The sequence below is a fragment of the Trinickia sp. Z7 genome, from assembly GCF_056498045.1.
Genome location: NZ_JAUEQW010000012.1, coordinates 76,189 through 94,164 on the forward strand (window position 1 = coordinate 76,189; position 17,976 = coordinate 94,164).

General features: G+C 63.7%; 11 protein-coding genes. 4 read left to right on the forward strand and 7 right to left on the reverse strand.

Translation table 11 applies throughout. From position 1 onward, the window contains the following. Positions 1–50: 50 nt before the first annotated feature. The 4 genes from lpdA to typA form a co-directional block, all read right to left on the reverse strand. Positions 51–1,481, reverse strand: coding sequence for a dihydrolipoyl dehydrogenase (lpdA, locus tag QQS38_RS19505; protein WP_479646998.1), 1,431 nt, complete (start codon positions 1,479–1,481; stop codon positions 51–53). A 105-nt stretch (positions 1,482–1,586) separates the two neighbouring features. Beyond that, positions 1,587–2,849 (reverse strand): 2-oxoglutarate dehydrogenase complex dihydrolipoyllysine-residue succinyltransferase, encoded by a 1,263-nt coding sequence (gene odhB / locus QQS38_RS19510; RefSeq protein ID WP_479646999.1) that lies wholly within the window; start codon positions 2,847–2,849, stop codon positions 1,587–1,589. A 124-nt stretch (positions 2,850–2,973) separates the two neighbouring features. Then, positions 2,974–5,829: a 2-oxoglutarate dehydrogenase E1 component gene (locus QQS38_RS19515; protein WP_479647000.1), complete on the reverse strand. Its 2,856-nt coding sequence runs from the start codon at positions 5,827–5,829 to the stop codon at positions 2,974–2,976. Between the two features lie 281 nt (positions 5,830–6,110). Further along, positions 6,111–7,937 (reverse strand): translational GTPase TypA, encoded by a 1,827-nt coding sequence (typA, locus tag QQS38_RS19520; protein WP_479647001.1) that lies wholly within the window; start codon positions 7,935–7,937, stop codon positions 6,111–6,113. A gap of 373 nt (positions 7,938–8,310) precedes the next feature. Here typA and QQS38_RS19525 point away from each other — a divergent pair, with 373 nt between their 5' ends. The 4 genes from QQS38_RS19525 to QQS38_RS19540 all read left to right on the forward strand — a co-directional run bounded on the left by QQS38_RS19525 (position 8,311) and on the right by QQS38_RS19540 (position 13,375). Beyond that, positions 8,311–8,790 carry a MarR family winged helix-turn-helix transcriptional regulator gene (locus tag QQS38_RS19525; protein WP_479647002.1) on the forward strand — a complete coding sequence of 160 codons (480 nt, stop codon included), beginning with the start codon at positions 8,311–8,313 and terminating at the stop codon, positions 8,788–8,790. 84 nt (positions 8,791–8,874) lie between these two features. Next, positions 8,875–10,401: an efflux transporter outer membrane subunit gene (locus tag QQS38_RS19530; RefSeq protein ID WP_479647003.1), complete on the forward strand. Its 1,527-nt coding sequence runs from the start codon at positions 8,875–8,877 to the stop codon at positions 10,399–10,401. A gap of 87 nt (positions 10,402–10,488) precedes the next feature. Beyond that, a complete protein-coding gene (locus tag QQS38_RS19535; protein WP_479647004.1) occupies positions 10,489–11,763 on the forward strand; it encodes an EmrA/EmrK family multidrug efflux transporter periplasmic adaptor subunit in 1,275 nt (424 codons plus the stop codon). Between the two features lie 52 nt (positions 11,764–11,815). Continuing rightward, entirely contained in the window at positions 11,816–13,375 is a 1,560-nt protein-coding gene (locus tag QQS38_RS19540) for a DHA2 family efflux MFS transporter permease subunit (protein WP_479647005.1), read from the forward strand. A gap of 168 nt (positions 13,376–13,543) precedes the next feature. On the opposite strand, the gene truB is transcribed toward QQS38_RS19540, so the two are convergent. The 3 genes from truB to infB all read right to left on the reverse strand — a co-directional run bounded on the left by truB (position 13,544) and on the right by infB (position 17,976). Next, positions 13,544–14,509 (reverse strand): tRNA pseudouridine(55) synthase TruB, encoded by a 966-nt coding sequence (gene truB, locus QQS38_RS19545; RefSeq protein ID WP_479647006.1) that lies wholly within the window; start codon positions 14,507–14,509, stop codon positions 13,544–13,546. Between the two features lie 58 nt (positions 14,510–14,567). Continuing rightward, positions 14,568–14,936 (reverse strand): 30S ribosome-binding factor RbfA, encoded by a 369-nt coding sequence (gene rbfA, locus QQS38_RS19550; RefSeq protein WP_479647007.1) that lies wholly within the window; start codon positions 14,934–14,936, stop codon positions 14,568–14,570. A gap of 157 nt (positions 14,937–15,093) precedes the next feature. After that, positions 15,094–17,976, reverse strand: a complete 2,883-nt coding sequence (infB, locus tag QQS38_RS19555) for a translation initiation factor IF-2 (RefSeq protein ID WP_479647008.1) — start codon at positions 17,974–17,976, stop codon at positions 15,094–15,096.

The following is a 17,976-nucleotide window of genomic DNA, read 5'->3' on the forward strand; positions in this document are numbered from 1 at the left end:
CGCCTTCGTCGTGGCCTCGGCGCACCGGCCGCAACGCCGGGCGCAAGCCGTTACTTGTTCAGCGCGCGCTTGTCGACGTCGAGCGCCGCCTCGCGCATCACTTCGGACAAGGACGGATGCGGGTGGCAGATACGGCCGATGTCTTCCGACGCGGCCTTGAACTCCATCGCAACCACGGCTTCGGCGATCAAATCGGAAGCGTTCGCCGCGATGATATGCACGCCGAGCAATTCGTCCGTTTTCGCATCGGCGATCATCTTCACGAAACCGTCCGGCTTCGCGATACCGAGCGCACGGCCGTTGATCGAGAACGGGAATTGCCCCTTCTTGATCTCGCGGCCTTCCGCCTTCAACTGCTGCTCCGTCTTACCGACCCATGCAATCTCGGGCTCGGTGTAGATCACCCACGGAATGCAGTTGTAGTCGATGTGCGGCTTCTGACCGTCGATGACTTCGGCAACCAGCGAGCCTTCGTCTTCGGCCTTGTGCGCCAGCATCGGCCCGCGCACGACGTCGCCGATGGCATAGACGTTCGGCACGCTCGTGCGGCAGTGCTCGTCCACGTCGATGAAGCCGCGCTCGTTCGTCTTCAGGCCGATCGATTCGAGACCGAGGTTATCGGTGTTGGGCACACGGCCGACCGATACGATCAAGCGATCGGCTTCTAGCGTTTGCGCGTTGCCGTCCTTGTCCGCATAGGCGATCGTCACGCCGTTCTTGGACGTCTTCACCTCGTCGATCTTCACGCCGAGGTGAATTTCGAGGCCCTGCTTCTTGAACAGCTTCGCCGCTTCCTTGGCGAGCGCTTCGTCCGCCGCGCCGAGGAACTGGGGCAGCGCCTCGAGCACCGTCACTTCGGCGCCCAGACGGCGCCATACCGAGCCGAGTTCGAGGCCGATCACGCCGGCGCCGATGACGGCGAGCTTCTTGGGCACCGAGTCGAACGCGAGCGCGCCTTCGTTATCGGCAACGATCTTGTTGTCCACGGGCACGTTCGGCAAGTGGCGTGCCTTCGAGCCGGTCGCGATGATGACGTTCTTGGCCGTCACGACCTCGGTCGCACCTTCGCCGCTGACTTCGATCTGCATGCCGCCGTCGTTCTTCCCGACGAGCTTGCCGTGACCCTTGAGCCACGTGACCTTGTTCTTCTTGAACAGATACTCGATGCCGCCCGTCATCTTCTCGACGATGCCGTCCTTGCGCGCCATCATCTTGGCGATGTCGATCTTCACGCCGCTCGTGCTGATGCCATGCACGTCGAGGTGGTGCGACGCGTTTTCGAACTCTTCCGAGGAAGCGAGCAAAGCCTTCGACGGAATACAGCCAACGTTCAAGCATGTGCCGCCCAGCTTGAGCGCGCCGGCTGGGTTCTTCCATTTTTCGATACAGGCGACCGTCTTGCCGAGCTGCGCAGCTCGGACCGCGGCGATATAGCCGCCCGGGCCGGCGCCGATCACGACGACGTCAAATTCTTGGGACATGACAATCCTTTTGCTGGCACATCGTGGCGCGACGGATGACGCGCCGCGATGTGGTTTCGTTCGGTGCGATGGAATGTGCTCGCCGGCATGCGGCGAGCACGAGCATTACAGATCGAGCAGCAAGCGAGCCGGGTCCTCGAGCGCATCTTTCATCGCCACGAGCGACAGCACGGCTTCGCGGCCGTCGATGATCCGGTGGTCGTACGAGAGTGCGAGATAGTTCATCGGGCGGATGACGATCTGACCGTTTTCGACCACGGCGCGCTCCTTCGTGGCATGCACGCCGAGGATGGCCGATTGCGGCGGGTTGATGATCGGCGTCGAGAGCATCGAGCCGAACACGCCGCCGTTCGAGATCGAGAACGTGCCGCCCGTCATTTCTTCGATCGAGAGCTTGCCGTCCTTCGCCTTTTGGCCGAACTCGGCAATCTTCTTTTCGATGTCGGCGAGCGACATTTGATCGGCGTTGCGCAGGATCGGCACGACGAGGCCGCGCGGCGACCCGACGGCGATACCGATATCGAAATAGCCGTGATAGACGATGTCGTTACCGTCGATCGACGCGTTCACGAGCGGGAACTTCTTCAGCGCATGCACCGCGGCCTTCACGAAGAACGACATGAAGCCGAGTTTGACGCCGTGCTCCTTCTCGAACTTGTCCTTGTACTTGTTGCGCAGGTCCATCACGGGCGCCATGTTCACTTCGTTGAACGTCGTGAGAATGGCGTTCGTTTGCTGGGACTCGAGCAAACGCTCGGCGATACGCGCACGCAAACGCGACATCGGCACGCGCTGCTCGGGGCGATTTTGCAGCCAAGCTTCGGCCGAAGCCGGCGCCTTCACGTCCGGCAGCGACGGCTTGGCCGGCTTTGCCGCGGGCGCGGCAGCCGGCGCGCGTGCGGCGGGCGCACCCGCTGCCAGCACGTCGCCCTTCGTGATGCGGCCGTCGCGGCCCGTGCCTGCTACCTGGTCGGCCGTGAGGTTCTTCTCGGCCATCAATTTGCCAGCCGCAGGCGAAGGCGCACCGCCTGCCGTGACGGCAGCGGGTGCGGCTGCAACAGCGGCAGGCGCTGCGGCGGCCGCCGGCGCTGCGGCCGCAGCCGGAGCCGCCGCTGCGCCGGCCTTGCCTTCGGTGTCGATCTTCGCAAGCAACTGCTCCGATTCCACGATCGCGCCGTCGGCGACGAGCACCTCGGCCAGCACGCCCGAATCGGGGGCCGGGACTTCCAGCACGACCTTGTCGGTTTCGATCTCGACGAGGATCTCGTCGCGCGTCACCGCCTCGCCGGGCTTCTTCTTCCACTGCAGCATCGTACCTTCCGAAACCGACTCCGAAAACTGCGGAACCTTGACCTCAACAATAGCCATTTGAACTTTCCTAAACTCTTGATCTGGTGTGGGAGGCGAACCGGCCTCGCGTCGTCGCGCGCGCATCGCGCTTCGAAGCGACGCGGGAAAGCGCCTCGCGCCTTCCCGGTTCGCAATCGTCTAGTTATTTAGCGATCGATGCGCTTTTGAGCCGGCCGAACGCGCCTTCGATCAGCGCCTTCTGCTGCTCGTAGTGCTTGGCGTAGTAGCCGACCGCGGGCGAGGCCGAAGCCGGGCGACCGCTGTAAGCCAGCTTCTGCCCTTCCCTCATGCCTTCCTTCAGGTGGTGCTCGATGTAGAACCACGGCCCTTGGTTTTGCGGCTCGTCCTGCACCCACACCACTTCCGTCACGTTGTCGTACTTCTTCAACTCCGCTTCGAACTGCTTGTGCGCGAACGGGTACAACTGCTCGATACGGAAAATCGCGACGTCGTTCGACTTCACCTCGCGGCGATGCGCGATCAGGTCGTAGTAGACGCGGCCCGAACAGACGACCACGCGCTTGACCTTCTTCGCATCGATCGCCCTGTCCATTTCGCCCAAAACCGGCTGGAACGAACCGTTCGCCAGCTCCGACAGGTCCGACACCGCCTCTTTGTGGCGCAACAGCGACTTCGGCGTGGCCACGATCAGCGGCTTGCGGAACAGACGAATCATCTGCCGGCGCAGCAGGTGGAAGATCTGCGCGGGCGTCGTGGGCTGCACGACCTGCATGTTGTGCTCCGCGCACAGCTGCAGGTAGCGCTCGATACGCGCCGACGAATGCTCGGGACCCTGCCCTTCGTAGCCGTGCGGCAGCAGCATCGTCAGGCCCGAGACGCGGCCCCACTTCACTTCGCCCGACGAGATGAATTGGTCGATCACGACTTGAGCGCCGTTGGCGAAATCGCCGAACTGCGCTTCCCACGCGACGAGCGTGTTCGGCTCGGCCGTCGAATAGCCGTACTCGAAGCCCAGCACGGCTTCCTCGGACAGCACCGAGTCGATGACCGTGAACTTCGCTTGGCCGTCGGCCACGTTTTGCAGCGGAATGTAAGTACCGTCGTTCCAACGCTCGCGGTTTTGGTCATGCAGCACGGCGTGCCGGTGCGTGAACGTCCCGCGGCCGGAATCCTGACCCGTCAAGCGCACGGCGTAACCCGATGCGACGAGCGAAGCGTAGGCCAGATGCTCGCCCATGCCCCAATCGAGCGGCGCCTCGCCGCGGCCCATCGCACGGCGGTCGTTGATGACGCGCTCGACGAGCGGATGCACTTTGAAGTTCGCAGGGACGGTCGTGACACGTTCGGCCAAACGCTTGAGCTCGGCCAGCGGCACCGCCGTATCGGCCGCGTCCGTCCACTTGCGGTTCAGGAACGGCACCCAGTCGACTGCGTACTTGCTCTTGTAGTTCGAGAGCACCGGGTCGATCGTGTGATGGCCTTCGTCCATCGCTTGACGGAACGCCTTGATGAACGTCTCGGCGTCTTCCGCCGTGATCACGCCTTGCTGCACGAGCTTGTCGGCGTAGAGTGCGCGCGTGCCGGGGTGCTGAGCGATCTTCTTGTACATCAGCGGCTGCGTGACCGCCGGCGTATCCTGCTCGTTGTGGCCGAGCTTGCGGAAGCAGACGATGTCGAGCACGACATCCTTCTGGAACTGCATGCGGAAATCGATCGCGATCTGCGTGGCCAGCACGACCGCTTCCGGATCGTCGCCGTTCACGTGCAGCACCGGCGCTTCGATCATCTTGACGACGTCCGAGCAATACAGCGTCGAGCGCGCGTCGCGCGGGTCGGACGTCGTGAAGCCGATCTGGTTGTTGATGACGATGTGCAACGTGCCATGCGTGCCGTAACCGCGTGTTTGCGCGAGGTTCAGCGTTTCCATCACGACGCCTTGGCCCGCGAAGGCGGCATCGCCGTGAATCTGCACCGGCAGCACTTGCGCGCCGCGTTCGTCGCCGCGGCGATCCATCCGCGCCTTCGCCGAACCCTCGACGACCGGGTTGACGATTTCGAGGTGCGACGGGTTGAATGCGAGCGACAGATGCACCGGACCGCCTTCGGTCGAGACATCCGACGAGAACCCTTTGTGGTACTTGACGTCGCCGGCCGGCAGATCGTCGACATGCTTGCCTTCGAATTCGGCGAACAGATCCGACGGCATTTTGCCGAGCGTATTGACGAGCACGTTCAGACGACCGCGGTGGGCCATACCGATGACGATTTCCTGCACGCCGTTCGCACCCGCATGGCGAACGACTTCGTCCATCGCCGCGATGAAGCTCTCGCCGCCTTCGAGCGAGAAACGCTTCTGGCCGACGTATTTCGTGTGCAGATAGCGCTCGAGGCCTTCGGCGGCCGTCAAGCGGTTGAGAATGTGCTTCTTTTTATCGGCCGAGAAGTTCGGCGTGGCGCGAATCGACTCGAGCTTCTCTTGCCACCAGCGCTTTTGCTCGGGATCGCTGATGTACATGAATTCGGCGCCGATCGTGCCGCAGTAGGTGTCGCGCAGGCCCTTGACGATATCGCGCAGCGACGCTTGCTCGAACCCGAAATACAGGTTGCTCGCGCTGAACGTCTGGTCCATGTCGGCTTCGGTGAAGTCGTAGAAGCCAGGCTCCAGCTCGGGAATGGCGGGACGTTCGCGGCGCTTGAGCGGATCGAGATTGGCCCATTGCGAGCCGAGGAATCGATAAGCGCTGATGAGGGACTGAACGTGGACTTGCTTGCGTGCAGTGCCCAGATTCTCGCCGGCTTCGCGCGGAATGAACGCGTTGGCCTTCGCGCGCTGGGCGAACGATTCGACGATAGGGCCATGGGCCACGTCGCTGGCCGCGCTGCCGTCCGAGGCAGGCACGTTCTGCAACGCGTCGAAGTATTCGCGCCAGTTGTCGGGAACGGACGCCGGGTTATCAAGGTATTGCTCGTACAGTTCTTCAACGTACGGAGCATTGCCGCCGAACAAGTACGAGTTCAGCTGGAATTGCTTCATCATGTTTACGCTCACCTTTCTTCGAGCTTCTCGAGAAATAGCGGGTTACTCAACCTTCCGCGACACGGCCTGACCGTTTAGCGGATTGCGCGAATCAAGTCTTGCTTGGAAGGACCTAAAACTAGCTCGGCGCAGCATATCACAAATCGAATATTCGAGATGGGCCGTAGCCACTGCAATCGCCCGTCCAGCAAGCAAAAAGCCGCCCCGAAAAGGGACGGCTTTCGAATGTACGCCAGGGAATACGGCAGAGCTGCCGGCGGCGCTATGCGCGCCCCGCCACGTCAGTCGGCGGCGCCTTCGCGGCTCGCGCGGCGGCGCTCGTGCTCCTTCAAATAGCGCTTGCGCAGGCGAATCGACTGCGGCGTGACTTCGACGAGTTCGTCGTCGTCGATGAATTCCACTGCGTATTCGAGCGACATTTGGATCGGCGGCACGAGGCGAACCGCTTCGTCGGTGCCCGAGGCGCGCACGTTGGTCAATTGCTTGCCCTTGATCGGATTCACGACGAGATCGTTGTCGCGGCTGTGAATGCCGATGATCATGCCTTCGTACAACGCGTCGCCGGGCTTGACGAACATCCGGCCGCGGTCTTGCAGCTTCCACAGCGCATACGCCACGGCCGCGCCGTCGTCCTGCGAGATCAGCACACCGTTGCGGCGCTCGCCCAGCGTGCCTTCCTTCACGGGGGCATACTCGTCGAACACGTGGCTCATCAAGCCGGTGCCGCGCGTGAGGGTCATGAATTCCCCCTGAAAGCCGATCAGGCCACGCGCCGGGATCTTGTACTCGAGACGCGTGCGACCGCGCCCGTCCGACGCCATGTCGAGCAATTCGCCCTTGCGGCGTCCCAATTCTTCCATCACGCCGCCCTGATGGCCGTCTTCGACGTCGACGGTCAACTGCTCGTACGGCTCGTGCTTGACGCCGTCGATTTCATGCAAGACGACGCGCGGACGCGATACGGCAAGCTCATAGCCCTCGCGCCGCATGTTCTCGATCAGAATCGTCAGATGCAGCTCGCCGCGGCCCGACACTTCGAAAACCGTTTCGTCGCCGGTGTCGCGCACACGCAACGCAACGTTGTGGTTGAGCTCGCGCGTCAGGCGATCGCGAATCTGGCGGCTCGTGACGAACTTGCCTTCCTTGCCCGCGAGCGGCGACGAATTCACGAGGAAGTTCATCGTGAGCGTGGGTTCGTCCACGGTGATCATCGGCAGCGCTTCAGGCGTATCGGGCGCGCAGATCGTTGCGCCGATACCGATATCTTCGATGCCGTTGATGAGGACGATGTCGCCCGCCTGCGCCTCCTCGACCAGCACGCGATCGAGCCCCTGGAACGAGAGCACCTGGTTGATCTTGCGGTTGAGCACTGCGCCCTCGGGCCCGAAACGCAGCGCGACGGCTTGGCCCGGCTTGATGCGCCCGCGCGCAACGCGCCCGACGCCGATCCGGCCCACGTAAGTCGAATAATCGAGCGAGGTGATCTGCAACTGCAGCGGCGCGTCGGGGTCGGCCGCGCGCACGGGCACATGCTCGAGGATCGCCTCGAACAGCGGGCGCATATCGCCTTCGCGAGCGGCCGGATCGAGCGAGGCGTAGCCGTTCAGGCCCGACGCGTAGACGATCGGAAAGTCGAGCTGCTCCTCGGTGGCGCCCAGCTTGTCGAACAAATCGAAGGTCTGATTGATGACCCAGTCGATGCGCGCGCCGGGCCGGTCGATCTTGTTGACGACGACGATCGGCTTCAGGCCCAGGGCGAGCGCCTTCTTCGTCACGAAGCGCGTTTGCGGCATCGGCCCTTCGACGGCGTCGACCAGCAACAGCACCGAGTCGACCATCGACAAGACGCGCTCGACTTCTCCACCGAAATCGGCATGCCCCGGCGTATCGACGATATTGATGTGCGTACCCTCGTACTCGACGGCGCAGTTTTTCGCCAAGATGGTGATGCCACGCTCTTTTTCGATGTCGTTCGAGTCCATCACGCGTTCCGCGATTTGCTGGTTTTCTCGGAACGTGCCCGACTGGCGAAGCAGTTGGTCGACGAGCGTGGTCTTGCCGTGGTCGACGTGGGCAATGATGGCGATGTTGCGAAGGGCGCGAGTCATAGAAGTAAGAGACGGTTGCGTACGCGAAACGGAAACTGGATGCCGACGCCGCGATGCCGTTGGGAGACATTAGGCGACGGGAAGACGACCTCGAAAAACTGGCGCGCGTACTTTTTGGGTAACTTGAGATTCTACCACGCGCGCGTGACGCCAGCCCCGCAAACTCGCGAAGCCGCTCGAAAGCGGCGGCCGTCCCCGCCACATCCTTGCCTGCTCGGTTGCAAGCAACGTTCCGCATCCGGCGGCATAATGGGCGTTTGCTTTAAGAGGTTGCTTAAAAAAGACAGGCATGACGGGAGCGATGCTTGTCGGGTCGCCGCGACCGTGCGTATAATCATGCCTAGTCAACTATTGCAATCGCACGGAAATCGCCATGTCGGATTCCTCCACGCCGCTTCCGCCGGAGCTATGCGGCTACCAGATCGATGAGAGCGTCGGCTATCTGCTTGCCCGGGTGAAGTCGAGCCTCTCGAACCTCGTGACGCAGCGCACGCTCAGCGAACTGGGCATCACCAGCACCCAAGCGAGCATGCTGTTCATGATCGCGAGCGGCCGGTGCTCGCTGGCGGCGGAGCTCGCGCGCGACTACGGGATCGACGCAAGCGCGGTCACTCGGCTGATCGATCGGCTGGAAAAGCGTAATCTGCTTTCCCGTGTGCGCAGTTCGGAGGATCGGCGCGCGGTTCGTCTGGCGGTGACGCCCGAGGGGCGACGCCTCGCGGCGCACATGCCCGAGATCTTCGGCGGCGTGGTCGAGAAAGCGCTCGCCGGGTTCACGCCCGAGGAAGTGGGTTTTCTAAAAAGCATGTTGCGCCGGATTCTCGCCAACACGGTCGATCCGGCTGCGGATTAGTGCGCGGCGCAGGTTGTCCGCGCGTTTTGGCTGACACGGCAACGAGTTTCGACCTTCAATCGCCCAAAATAAGTTGCAAAGTCCATGATTACACTCTCTTCGAAAGGCAGTGCGCCAGCGTCGCGGCCCGCATCGATCCGGGTGCGCCGCGGGGCGATAGCCACGGCCATCGCCGCGCTCGTGCTGGCGGGGTGCGCCAATTACGCGGGCATTCACAGCGACAAGTCGATCAACGACCCGGCCACGCTCGAGTCGAGCCGGAGCCTGCCGGCCGAAGGCGGCGCGTGGCCGTCGCTGGACTGGGCGCGCGAGTTCGGCGATCCGCAGTTGCCCAAGCTCATCGACGAAGCTTTGGCCGGTAGCCCCTCGATCGCTCAAGCGCAAGCGCGCATCGCCAAGGCGCAGTCGTATATCGAGAGCACGCGCTCCGATTTGCTCCCCAAGGTCAATGGGAGCTACACAATCACGCGTGAGCTGCTCTCGGGCAACGGCCTCTATCCGCCGCCGTTCGGCGGCAACTGGTTCACCGAGCACAGCGCACTCGCGAGCGCCTCGTGGGACCTCGATCTTTGGGGCAAGAACCGCGAGCGCGTGAAAGCCTCCGTCTCGCAGGAAAAGGCCGCACAAGCCGACATGCAGGAGGCGCGCATCACGCTCGCCGCGTCGGTCGCGCGGACCTATAACCAATTGGCGCAGCTTTACGCGCTGCGCGATATCGCCCACCGCGAGATCCGCAACCGGCAGGACGTCGGCTCGATCACGAATGGCCGCGTCACCGCCGGGCTCGACACCAATGTCGAAAAGCAAACGGCGCTCGGCAACGTTGCGAGCAGCCAGACCACGCTCGCCGATTTGGACGGCCAGATCAAGTCGGTGCGCTTTCAGTTGGCCGCCCTGCTCGGCAAGGGCCCCGACCGCGGGCTAGCGATCGACGAGCCCGTGCTCGGGCCGGGCGGCGCGGTCGCGTTGCCCTCGAACTTGCCGGCCGATCTCGTCTCGCGCCGCCCCGACATCGTCGCGGCGCGCTGGCAAATCGAGGCCGCGCTTGCCAACGTGAAGGAAGCGAAAGCGGAGTTCTTCCCCGACATCAACCTCGCCGCCGCGATCGGCTTCGACGCATTCGGCTGGAGCCGCTTTCTGACCGCGGCGAGCCGTACCGTCCAAGCCGGGCCGGCAATCCACCTGCCGATCTTCGACGCCGGTGCGCTGCGCGCGCAACTGAAGGGGCGCTATGCCGATTTCGAGCTCGACGTGGCGAACTACAACCAAGCGCTCGTCAATGCGATGTCCGATGTCGCGACGCAAGTCTCATCGATTCGCTCGATCGATGCTCAGATGAACGATGCGCAGCGCGCCCTCGACGCGTCGACAGAGGCTTACCGGCTGGCGGTGATTCGCTACAAGGCCGGCCTCTCGCCCCAGTTGCAAGTGCTGACGGCGGACAGCAACCGGCTCGCGGCCGAGCAAACGCTGACCACCCTGAAGATGAAGCGTCGCGATTTGCAGTTCGCGCTGATTCGCGCACTCGGCGGCGGCTTCGATGCACAAGCGGCAGGCGTCGCCGCCCCCGCGCCGAACGGCGTTGCGGCGACATCGCCGTCCGCGGGCTGAACGGCACGCACCGCCCCTTGAACGACAACGCAAGATTCAACGATTGAGCTTCGAACGATCGAGACTCGAGAAACGGAGAGCATTTCCATGAGCGACACTCAACAATCCGCCGCGAGCGCGCAGTCGCAAAGCAACAACGGCAAGCGAAAGCGCCTGATGACGCTGCTCGTGGGCGTCATTCTCATCGCCGCGATCGCCTACGGCTTGTACTACTTTCTCGTCGCGCGCTTTCACGAGGATACCGACGATGCCTACGTCAACGGCAACGTCGTGCAAATCACGCCGCAAGTGACGGGCACGGTCATCGCCGTCAACGCCGACGATACCCAGACGGTCAAAGCGGGCGACCCGCTCGTCGTGCTCGATGGCGCCGACGCGCGCGTCTCGCTGCAGCAGGCCGAGGCCAATCTCGCGCAGACTGTGCGGCAAGTGCGAGGGATGTTCGTCAACAACGATCAGTACCAAGCGCAAATCGCCCAGCGCCAAGCGGATCTGTCGCGCGCGCAAGACGACCTGCGCCGCCGCCTGACGATCGCGCAAACGGGCGCCGTCTCGCAAGAAGAAATCTCTCACGCGCGCGACACCGTGAAGGCCGCGCAAGCCGCGCTCGATGGCGCCGTGCAGCAACTTGCCTCGAGCCGCGCGCTCACGTCCAATACCACGGTCGCAACCCATCCCAATGTGCTGGCCGCCGCAGCCAAGGTGCGCGACGCGTATCTGAACAACGCGCGCAACACCCTGCCCGCGCCGGTGACGGGCTACGTCGCCAAACGCTCGGTGCAGGTAGGCCAGCGCGTCGCCCCGGGCACGCCGCTGATGGCGATCGTGCCGCTCGGCTCGGTGTGGGTGGACGCCAACTTCAAGGAAGTGCAGCTCAAGCACATGCGGATCGGCCAACCCGTCGAACTGACGGCCGACGTGTACGGCTCGTCCGTCGTCTATCACGGCAAGGTCGTGGGCTTTTCGGCCGGCACCGGCTCCGCCTTCTCGCTGCTGCCCGCGCAAAACGCGACCGGCAACTGGATCAAGGTCGTGCAGCGCTTGCCCGTGCGGATCGAACTCGATCAGAAGGAGCTCACCGCGCACCCGCTGCGCATCGGCCTGTCGATGCAAGCGGACGTCGACGTCAAGAACGACAACGGCACGCAACTGAGCACCGCGCAAAACACCGTCTATCAGACGAACGTGTTCGACAAGTACGGCGCCGAGGCCGATGCCGAGATCGCTCGCATCATCGCCGAGAACGCCGGCTCGAACACAGGCTCGAATGCGGGGCTCGCACAGCAAAAGCAGAGCGCGCCCAACGCGCGTTCGCATTCGACCCGCACCGCAAAGGTCGCGAGCGGCAGCTCGCTGATGTAAGCGGCGCAGCGCTCATCGACACTACAACGAAGGAACCGAGGTCACTCGCCCAATGGCTCAGCCCCAAGTCCCGCACCCGCCGCTCGCCGGCGCCCAGCTCGTGATCGGCACGATCGCGGTGTCGCTCGCCGTGTTCATGAACGTGCTCGATACGTCGATCGCCAACGTTTCGATTCCGACGATCTCGGGCGATCTGGGCGTGTCCTCCGATCAGGGCACGTGGGTCATCACATCCTTCGCCGTCGCCAATGCGATCTCGGTGCCGCTGACGGGCTGGCTCACGGAACGGCTCGGCCAAGTGCGACTGTTCCTCGCGTCGATCGTGCTGTTCGTGATTTCGTCGTGGATGTGCGGGCTCTCGCCGACGCTGCCGTTTTTGCTCGTGTCGCGGGTGATCCAAGGCGCCGTGGCCGGCCCGATGATCCCGCTGTCGCAAACGCTGTTGCTTGCGAGCTACCCGCGCGCCAAAGCGCCTCTGGCGTTGTCGATGTGGTCGATGACGACGCTGATCGCCCCCGTCGCCGGGCCGATTCTGGGCGGGTGGATCTCGGACAACATCTCGTGGCCGTGGATTTTCTACGTCAACATTCCCGTTGGGATCGTCGCGGCGCTCGCCACCTGGGCCATCTTCCGCACGCGCGACTCCGCGATCAAGAAAGCGCCGATCGATTCGGTGGGCCTCGCTTTGCTCGTCATTTGGGTTGGGTCGCTGCAGGTGATGCTCGATAAGGGCAAGGACCTCGATTGGTTCTCGTCGACGACGATCGTCGCGCTCGCGCTCACTGCACTGATCGGCTTCGCGTTTTTCGTCGTATGGGAATTGACGGCCGATCATCCCGTCGTCGATTTGTCGCTATTCAAGAAGCGCAACTTCACGGGGGGCACCGTCGCCCTATCGGTGGGCTACGGGCTCTACTTCGGCAATCTCGTGCTGCTCCCGCTGTGGCTGCAAACGTATATCGGTTACACGGCAACCGACGCGGGCCTGGTGATGGCGCCAGTCGGGGTCTTCGCGATTTTGCTCTCCCCCGTGACGGGCAAGTTCTTGCCGCGCACCGATCCGCGCAAGATCGCCACGGCGGCGTTCGTCGTGTTCGCGCTGTGTTTTTGGATGCGCTCGCGCTACACGACGGGGGTCGACACCTGGTCGCTCGCGATGCCCACCCTCGTGCAAGGGATCGCGATGGCAGGCTTCTTCATTCCGCTCGTCTCGATCACGTTGTCGGGTCTGCCGGGTAACCGGATTGCGGCGGCGTCTGGCCTGTCGAATTTCGTGCGTATCATGTGCGGCGGGATCGGCACCTCGATTTTCACGACCGCATGGGATCACCGCACGAGCTTTCACCACGCCCAACTGACAGAGCGTGCGAACGTCTTCGATCCCACCTTCGGACAATCGATGACGCAACTCGGCTCGCTTGGCCTCGACACCTCGCAGCGCTACGGCATGTTCGATCGACTCGTGACGCAACAGGCGGCCCAGCTCGGAGTGAACGACTTGTTCTATATCTCGGCCGTCATCTTCATCGCACTGATCGGACTCATTTGGATTACGCGGCCGGAGCGCGCGGGCGGAGGGGATTCGAGCGCCGCGGCGTCGGCTGCGCATTGAAGGCCGGAATCATGTCTTCGCCGTAGTCGTTTTCGTCGTAACGGCCCCGCTGATTCGCTTGCGAGCAGGAAAAAAAAGAGCGCTCTGGCATCCGCCGAGCGCTCTTTTTTCGTATCCATGCGGTCGATGACGAACGCGCATCGGCTGCCGCCGGCGGCAGCCGTGGCGCTATGCCGGCTTCGGTGCACTGACGATCAAACGTTCCGGGGCAAGCACCCCGTCCGCCGCACGCGCCACGCCGAGCAGTGCGCCGTCTTCGTCGCGGTAGACCCGCACACGAGCGTCGCCGGCTACATCGCCGCGAGCGCCTTCGTCGGCACGGATCGGCGGCAACTCGGACAATCGAAGCCGCTGCCCCTGAAGCAAGCGCCTCGCATCGTTCGCGCCCAACCGCACCGCCGGGAACGTCGACAACAATGCATCGACCGGACGCAAGCAGGCATCGCGCGCAGCCTCATCCATCCGTTCGAGCGCATCGAGCGTCACGGCATGCTCGAGCGTAAGCGCGCCCACGCCCGTGCGCCGCAACGCAACGAGATGCGCACCGCACCCCAACGCCGCGCCGATATCCTCGGCAAGCGTTCGCACATACGTGCCCTTGCTGCAAGTGACACGAAACGTGACGTCAGGCAATGCCATTGCGAGCAGATCCAGCGCGTGGATGGTCACCGCTCGGGCTGCTCGCTCGACGACTTCGCCGGCGCGCGCATATTCGTAAAGCGGCTTGCCGTCTCGCTTGAGCGCCGAATACATGGGGGGCACCTGCAAGATCGGCCCGCGAAAAGCCGCGAGCGCCGCTTCGATGTCTACCGCGGCGGCTTGTACGGCGCGTGTTTCCACAACTTCGCCTTCCGCGTCTCCCGTACTCGTGCGGATACCCAAGCGCATCGTCGCCTCATAGGTCTTATCGGCTTCGAGCAAATCCTGCGAGAACTTGGTCGCTTCGCCAAAGCAAAGCGGCAACAGACCCGATGCAAGCGGGTCGAGCGTGCCCGTATGCCCAGCCTTCTGCGCGAGGAAAAGGCGCTTCGCCCGAACCAGGGCGTCGTTGCTCGAGAGGCCGATACCTTTATCGAGCAGTAAGACGCCGTCGAGCGCGCGACGCGGCACACGAGGACGTTGGGGTTGTTTCATCAACGAATCACTTAAAGAGCAGGGAGCCAGGCGCGACCGAGCGCTCGACCGTTTGCGGTCAATCTTCTTTCGCGCGCGTGGCGTTCGCTTCGTCGATCAGGCGCGACATTTCCACGCCCTTCTCGATCGATTTGTCGTAGTGGAAATGCAGTGTCGGCACGGTATGAATGTGCAGGCGCTTGAATAGCAAATTATGCAGGTGACCGGCGGCGTGATTGAGCGCCGCCTGCGTGACCTGCGCATCGCCCGTCAGCGTCGTGAAATAGACCTTGGCGTGCGCGTAGTCGGGCGTGAGCTCGACGCTTTGAATCGTGACGAGCCCAATACGGGGATCTTTCACTTCGCGCATGATGAGTTCGGACAGATCGCGCTGAATTTGATCGGCGATCTGGACGTTTCGATTGGGAGAACTGCGTTTCTTCGACATGATGAACCCGCCTAGCGGTGAGGCCGCGCCTGCATGCGGCCCGGGGCGCATCGCACGAGCGAACGTGCCATGCACGCGCGCGCCGATGGGCCGCCACAAAAACAACGGGGCGGAGCAGGCTTGCCGCCCGCTCCGCCCCGAGCCGCGCGCTCGCGTTTTAGAGCGTACGCGCGACTTCCGTGACTTCGAATACTTCGAACTGATCGCCTTCGACGATATCGTTGAAGTTCTTGATCGACATACCGCACTCGAAGCCTTGCTTCACTTCCTTCACGTCGTCCTTGAAGCGCTTGAGCGAATCGAGCTCGCCCGTAAAGATGACGACGTTGTTGCGCAGCACGCGCACCGACGACGAGCGCTTGACCACACCGTCGGTGACCATACAGCCGGCCACCGCGCCGATCTTCGGAACCTTGAAGACCTGGCGCACTTCGACCATGCCCGTGACGATCTCGCGCTTTTCGGGCGCGAGCATGCCCGACATCGCCGCCTTCACCTCATCCACGGCGTCATAGATGATGTTGTAGTAGCGGATGTCGATGCCGTTCGTCTCGGCCAGTTTGCGCGCCTGTGCATCCGCACGCGTATTGAAGCCGATGATGACGGCCTTCGAGGCCGTTGCCAAGTTGACGTCCGACTCGCTGATGCCGCCGACGGCGCCATGCACGATCTGAACGCGCACTTCGTCGGTCGAAAGCTTTTGCAGCGCCTGTACCAACGCTTCCTGCGAACCTTGCACGTCGGCCTTGACGATGAGCGGGAGCGACTGGACTTCGCCTTCGCCCATTTGTTCCAGCATGCTTTCGAGCTTCGCCGCTTGCTGCTTCGCGAGCTTGACGTCGCGGAACTTGCCCTGACGGAACAACGCGATTTCACGCGCTTTGCGCTCGTCTGGCAGCACGATGACTTCCTCACCCGCACCGGGCACTTCGGACAAGCCCTGGATCTCGACCGGAATCGAGGGGCCCGCTTCCTTCGTTGCCTTACCGGTTTCGTCCAGCATTGCACGCACGCGGCCATAGGCGCTACCGGCAAGCACGACGTCGCCGCGCGAAAGCGTGCCGGACTGGACGAGAATCGTTGCCACCGGACCCTTACCCTTGTCGAGCTTCGCTTCGATCACGAGACCCTTCGCCGGCGCCGCCACGGGCGCCTTCAACTCCAGCACTTCCGCTTGCAGCAGCACGTTCTCGAGCAGATCGTCGATCCCCGCGCCCGTCTTGGCCGACACCGGGACGAACGGCGAATCGCCGCCGTACTCTTCCGGCACCACGCCTTCGGTCACCAGTTCTTGCTTCACGCGCTCGGGATTCGCTTCCGGCTTATCGATCTTGTTGATCGCCACGACGATGGGCACGCCGCCCGCTTTCGCGTGGGCGATCGCTTCCTTCGTTTGCGGCATCACGCCGTCGTCCGCGGCCACCACGAGAATGACGATGTCCGTGGCTTTCGCGCCGCGGGCCCGCATGGCCGTGAAGGCCTCGTGGCCCGGCGTATCGAGGAACGTGATGACGCCGCGCGGCGTCTCGACGTGGTAGGCGCCGATATGCTGCGTGATACCGCCCGCTTCGCCGGCCGCAACCTTCGCGCGGCGAATGTAGTCGAGCAGCGAGGTCTTGCCGTGGTCGACGTGACCCATGACGGTCACGACCGGAGGACGCGGCATTTGCTCGGCATCGGTCGCCTCGCCTTCGACGAGCAACGCTTCGGGATCGTCGAGCTTGGCGGCGACCGCACGGTGACCGAGCTCCTCGACGACGATCATCGCCGTTTCCTGATCGAGCATCTGGTTGATCGTGACCATCTGGCCGAGCTTCATCATCACCTTGATGACTTCCGACGCCTTCACGGACATCTTGTGGGCGAGGTCGGCCACGGTGATCGTCTCGGGCACATGCACTTCGCGCACGATCGGCTCGATGGGCGCTTGGAACGACGTGGCGGCATCCTGATGCTTGCCGCGCCCCTTCGGGCCGCCGCGCCAACCGCGGTCCACGCCGCCGCTCGAATCGCCGCGCGTCTTGATCCCGCGGCGCTTCGCGGCGTCATCCTGCCAACCGCCCTTGCCGGCTTGCTTCTTCTTATCCGCACCCGGGGCCGTGGAAGGCTGAGTGGTCGCCGGCGTGGTCGTTCCGGGCGTGGTCTTGCGCGCGGCTGCGGGACGCGGCGCTTCGCCCGCCGGGCGCACGGGCTTGTGCAGGGTGCCCTTCGCTTCGGCAGCCTTCGCAACCTCGGCCGGCTTCGCGACGGGCGCGGGCTCGGGGGCCTTCACCTGCGCCTTGCGCGGCGTGTTCATCATCTCGCGGATGGCGCGCGCCTCGGCCTCGGCCGCTTCGCGACGCTTGCGAATCTCTTCTTGCTCGGCGCGTGCCTTTTCAGCTGCTTCGCGCGCCGCATCCTCGGCCTTCTTGGCCGCTTCGCGTTGGGCGGCGCGCTCGGCGGCCGCACGCTCGTCCTCGACGGCCGTGCGCTCCGCTTCGACGCGAGCCGCAGTTTCGGCATGCTTGCTCGCCGCCTCTTGCTCGGCCCGCAGACGCTCGGCTTCGGCCGCGCGTTCGCGCGCCTGGCGCTCCGCTTCCTCGCGCTCGAGCCGCTCTTGGCGCTCGCGCAATTCTTGCGCTTGCTTCTCGAGCAGCTCCGCCTCGCGTCGCGCTTCTTCCTCGCGACGCTGCAGTTCGGCGCTCTCGTCGGCGGCCGGTGCGGCTTCGGCGGCCGCTTCGGCGGCGCCTTCGGTTGCCTCGTCGCGCTTCACGAACACACGTTTCTTGCGAACTTCGACCTGAATGGTGCGAGCCTTGCCCGTCGCGTCGGATTGCTTGATCTCCGACGTGTGCCGGCGAGTCAGCGTGATCTTGCGCTTATCGGTATCGGCCGAGCCGTGCGACTTACGCAAGTGGTCGAGCAGACGCGCCTTGTCCGATTCGGACAAAGCATCGTCCTCACTCGCTTTCTGGACACCCGCCGCCTGAAGCTGCTCGAGCAGCACTCCGGCTGGCATTTTGAGTTCCGCGGCAAATTGGGCTACGTTGTTACTCGCCAT

Bases quoted from the DNA above. Each gene is read 5' to 3' on its own strand.
- QQS38_RS19515 (WP_479647000.1), bottom strand. From the start codon at position 5,829: ATGATGAAGCAATTCCAGCTGAACTCGTACTTGTTCGGCGGCAATGCT.
- QQS38_RS19530 (WP_479647003.1), top strand. From the start codon at position 8,875: ATGATTACACTCTCTTCGAAAGGCAGTGCGCCAGCGTCGCGGCCCGCA.
- QQS38_RS19525 (WP_479647002.1), top strand. From the start codon at position 8,311: ATGTCGGATTCCTCCACGCCGCTTCCGCCGGAGCTATGCGGCTACCAG.
- rbfA (WP_479647007.1), bottom strand. From the start codon at position 14,936: ATGTCGAAGAAACGCAGTTCTCCCAATCGAAACGTCCAGATCGCCGAT.
- odhB (WP_479646999.1), bottom strand. From the start codon at position 2,849: ATGGCTATTGTTGAGGTCAAGGTTCCGCAGTTTTCGGAGTCGGTTTCG.
- QQS38_RS19535 (WP_479647004.1), top strand. From the start codon at position 10,489: ATGAGCGACACTCAACAATCCGCCGCGAGCGCGCAGTCGCAAAGCAAC.
- lpdA (WP_479646998.1), bottom strand. From the start codon at position 1,481: ATGTCCCAAGAATTTGACGTCGTCGTGATCGGCGCCGGCCCGGGCGGC.
- typA (WP_479647001.1), bottom strand. From the start codon at position 7,937: ATGACTCGCGCCCTTCGCAACATCGCCATCATTGCCCACGTCGACCAC.
- infB (WP_479647008.1), bottom strand. From the start codon at position 17,976: ATGGCGAGTAACAACGTAGCCCAATTTGCCGCGGAACTCAAAATGCCA.
- truB (WP_479647006.1), bottom strand. From the start codon at position 14,509: ATGAAACAACCCCAACGTCCTCGTGTGCCGCGTCGCGCGCTCGACGGC.
- QQS38_RS19540 (WP_479647005.1), top strand. From the start codon at position 11,816: ATGGCTCAGCCCCAAGTCCCGCACCCGCCGCTCGCCGGCGCCCAGCTC.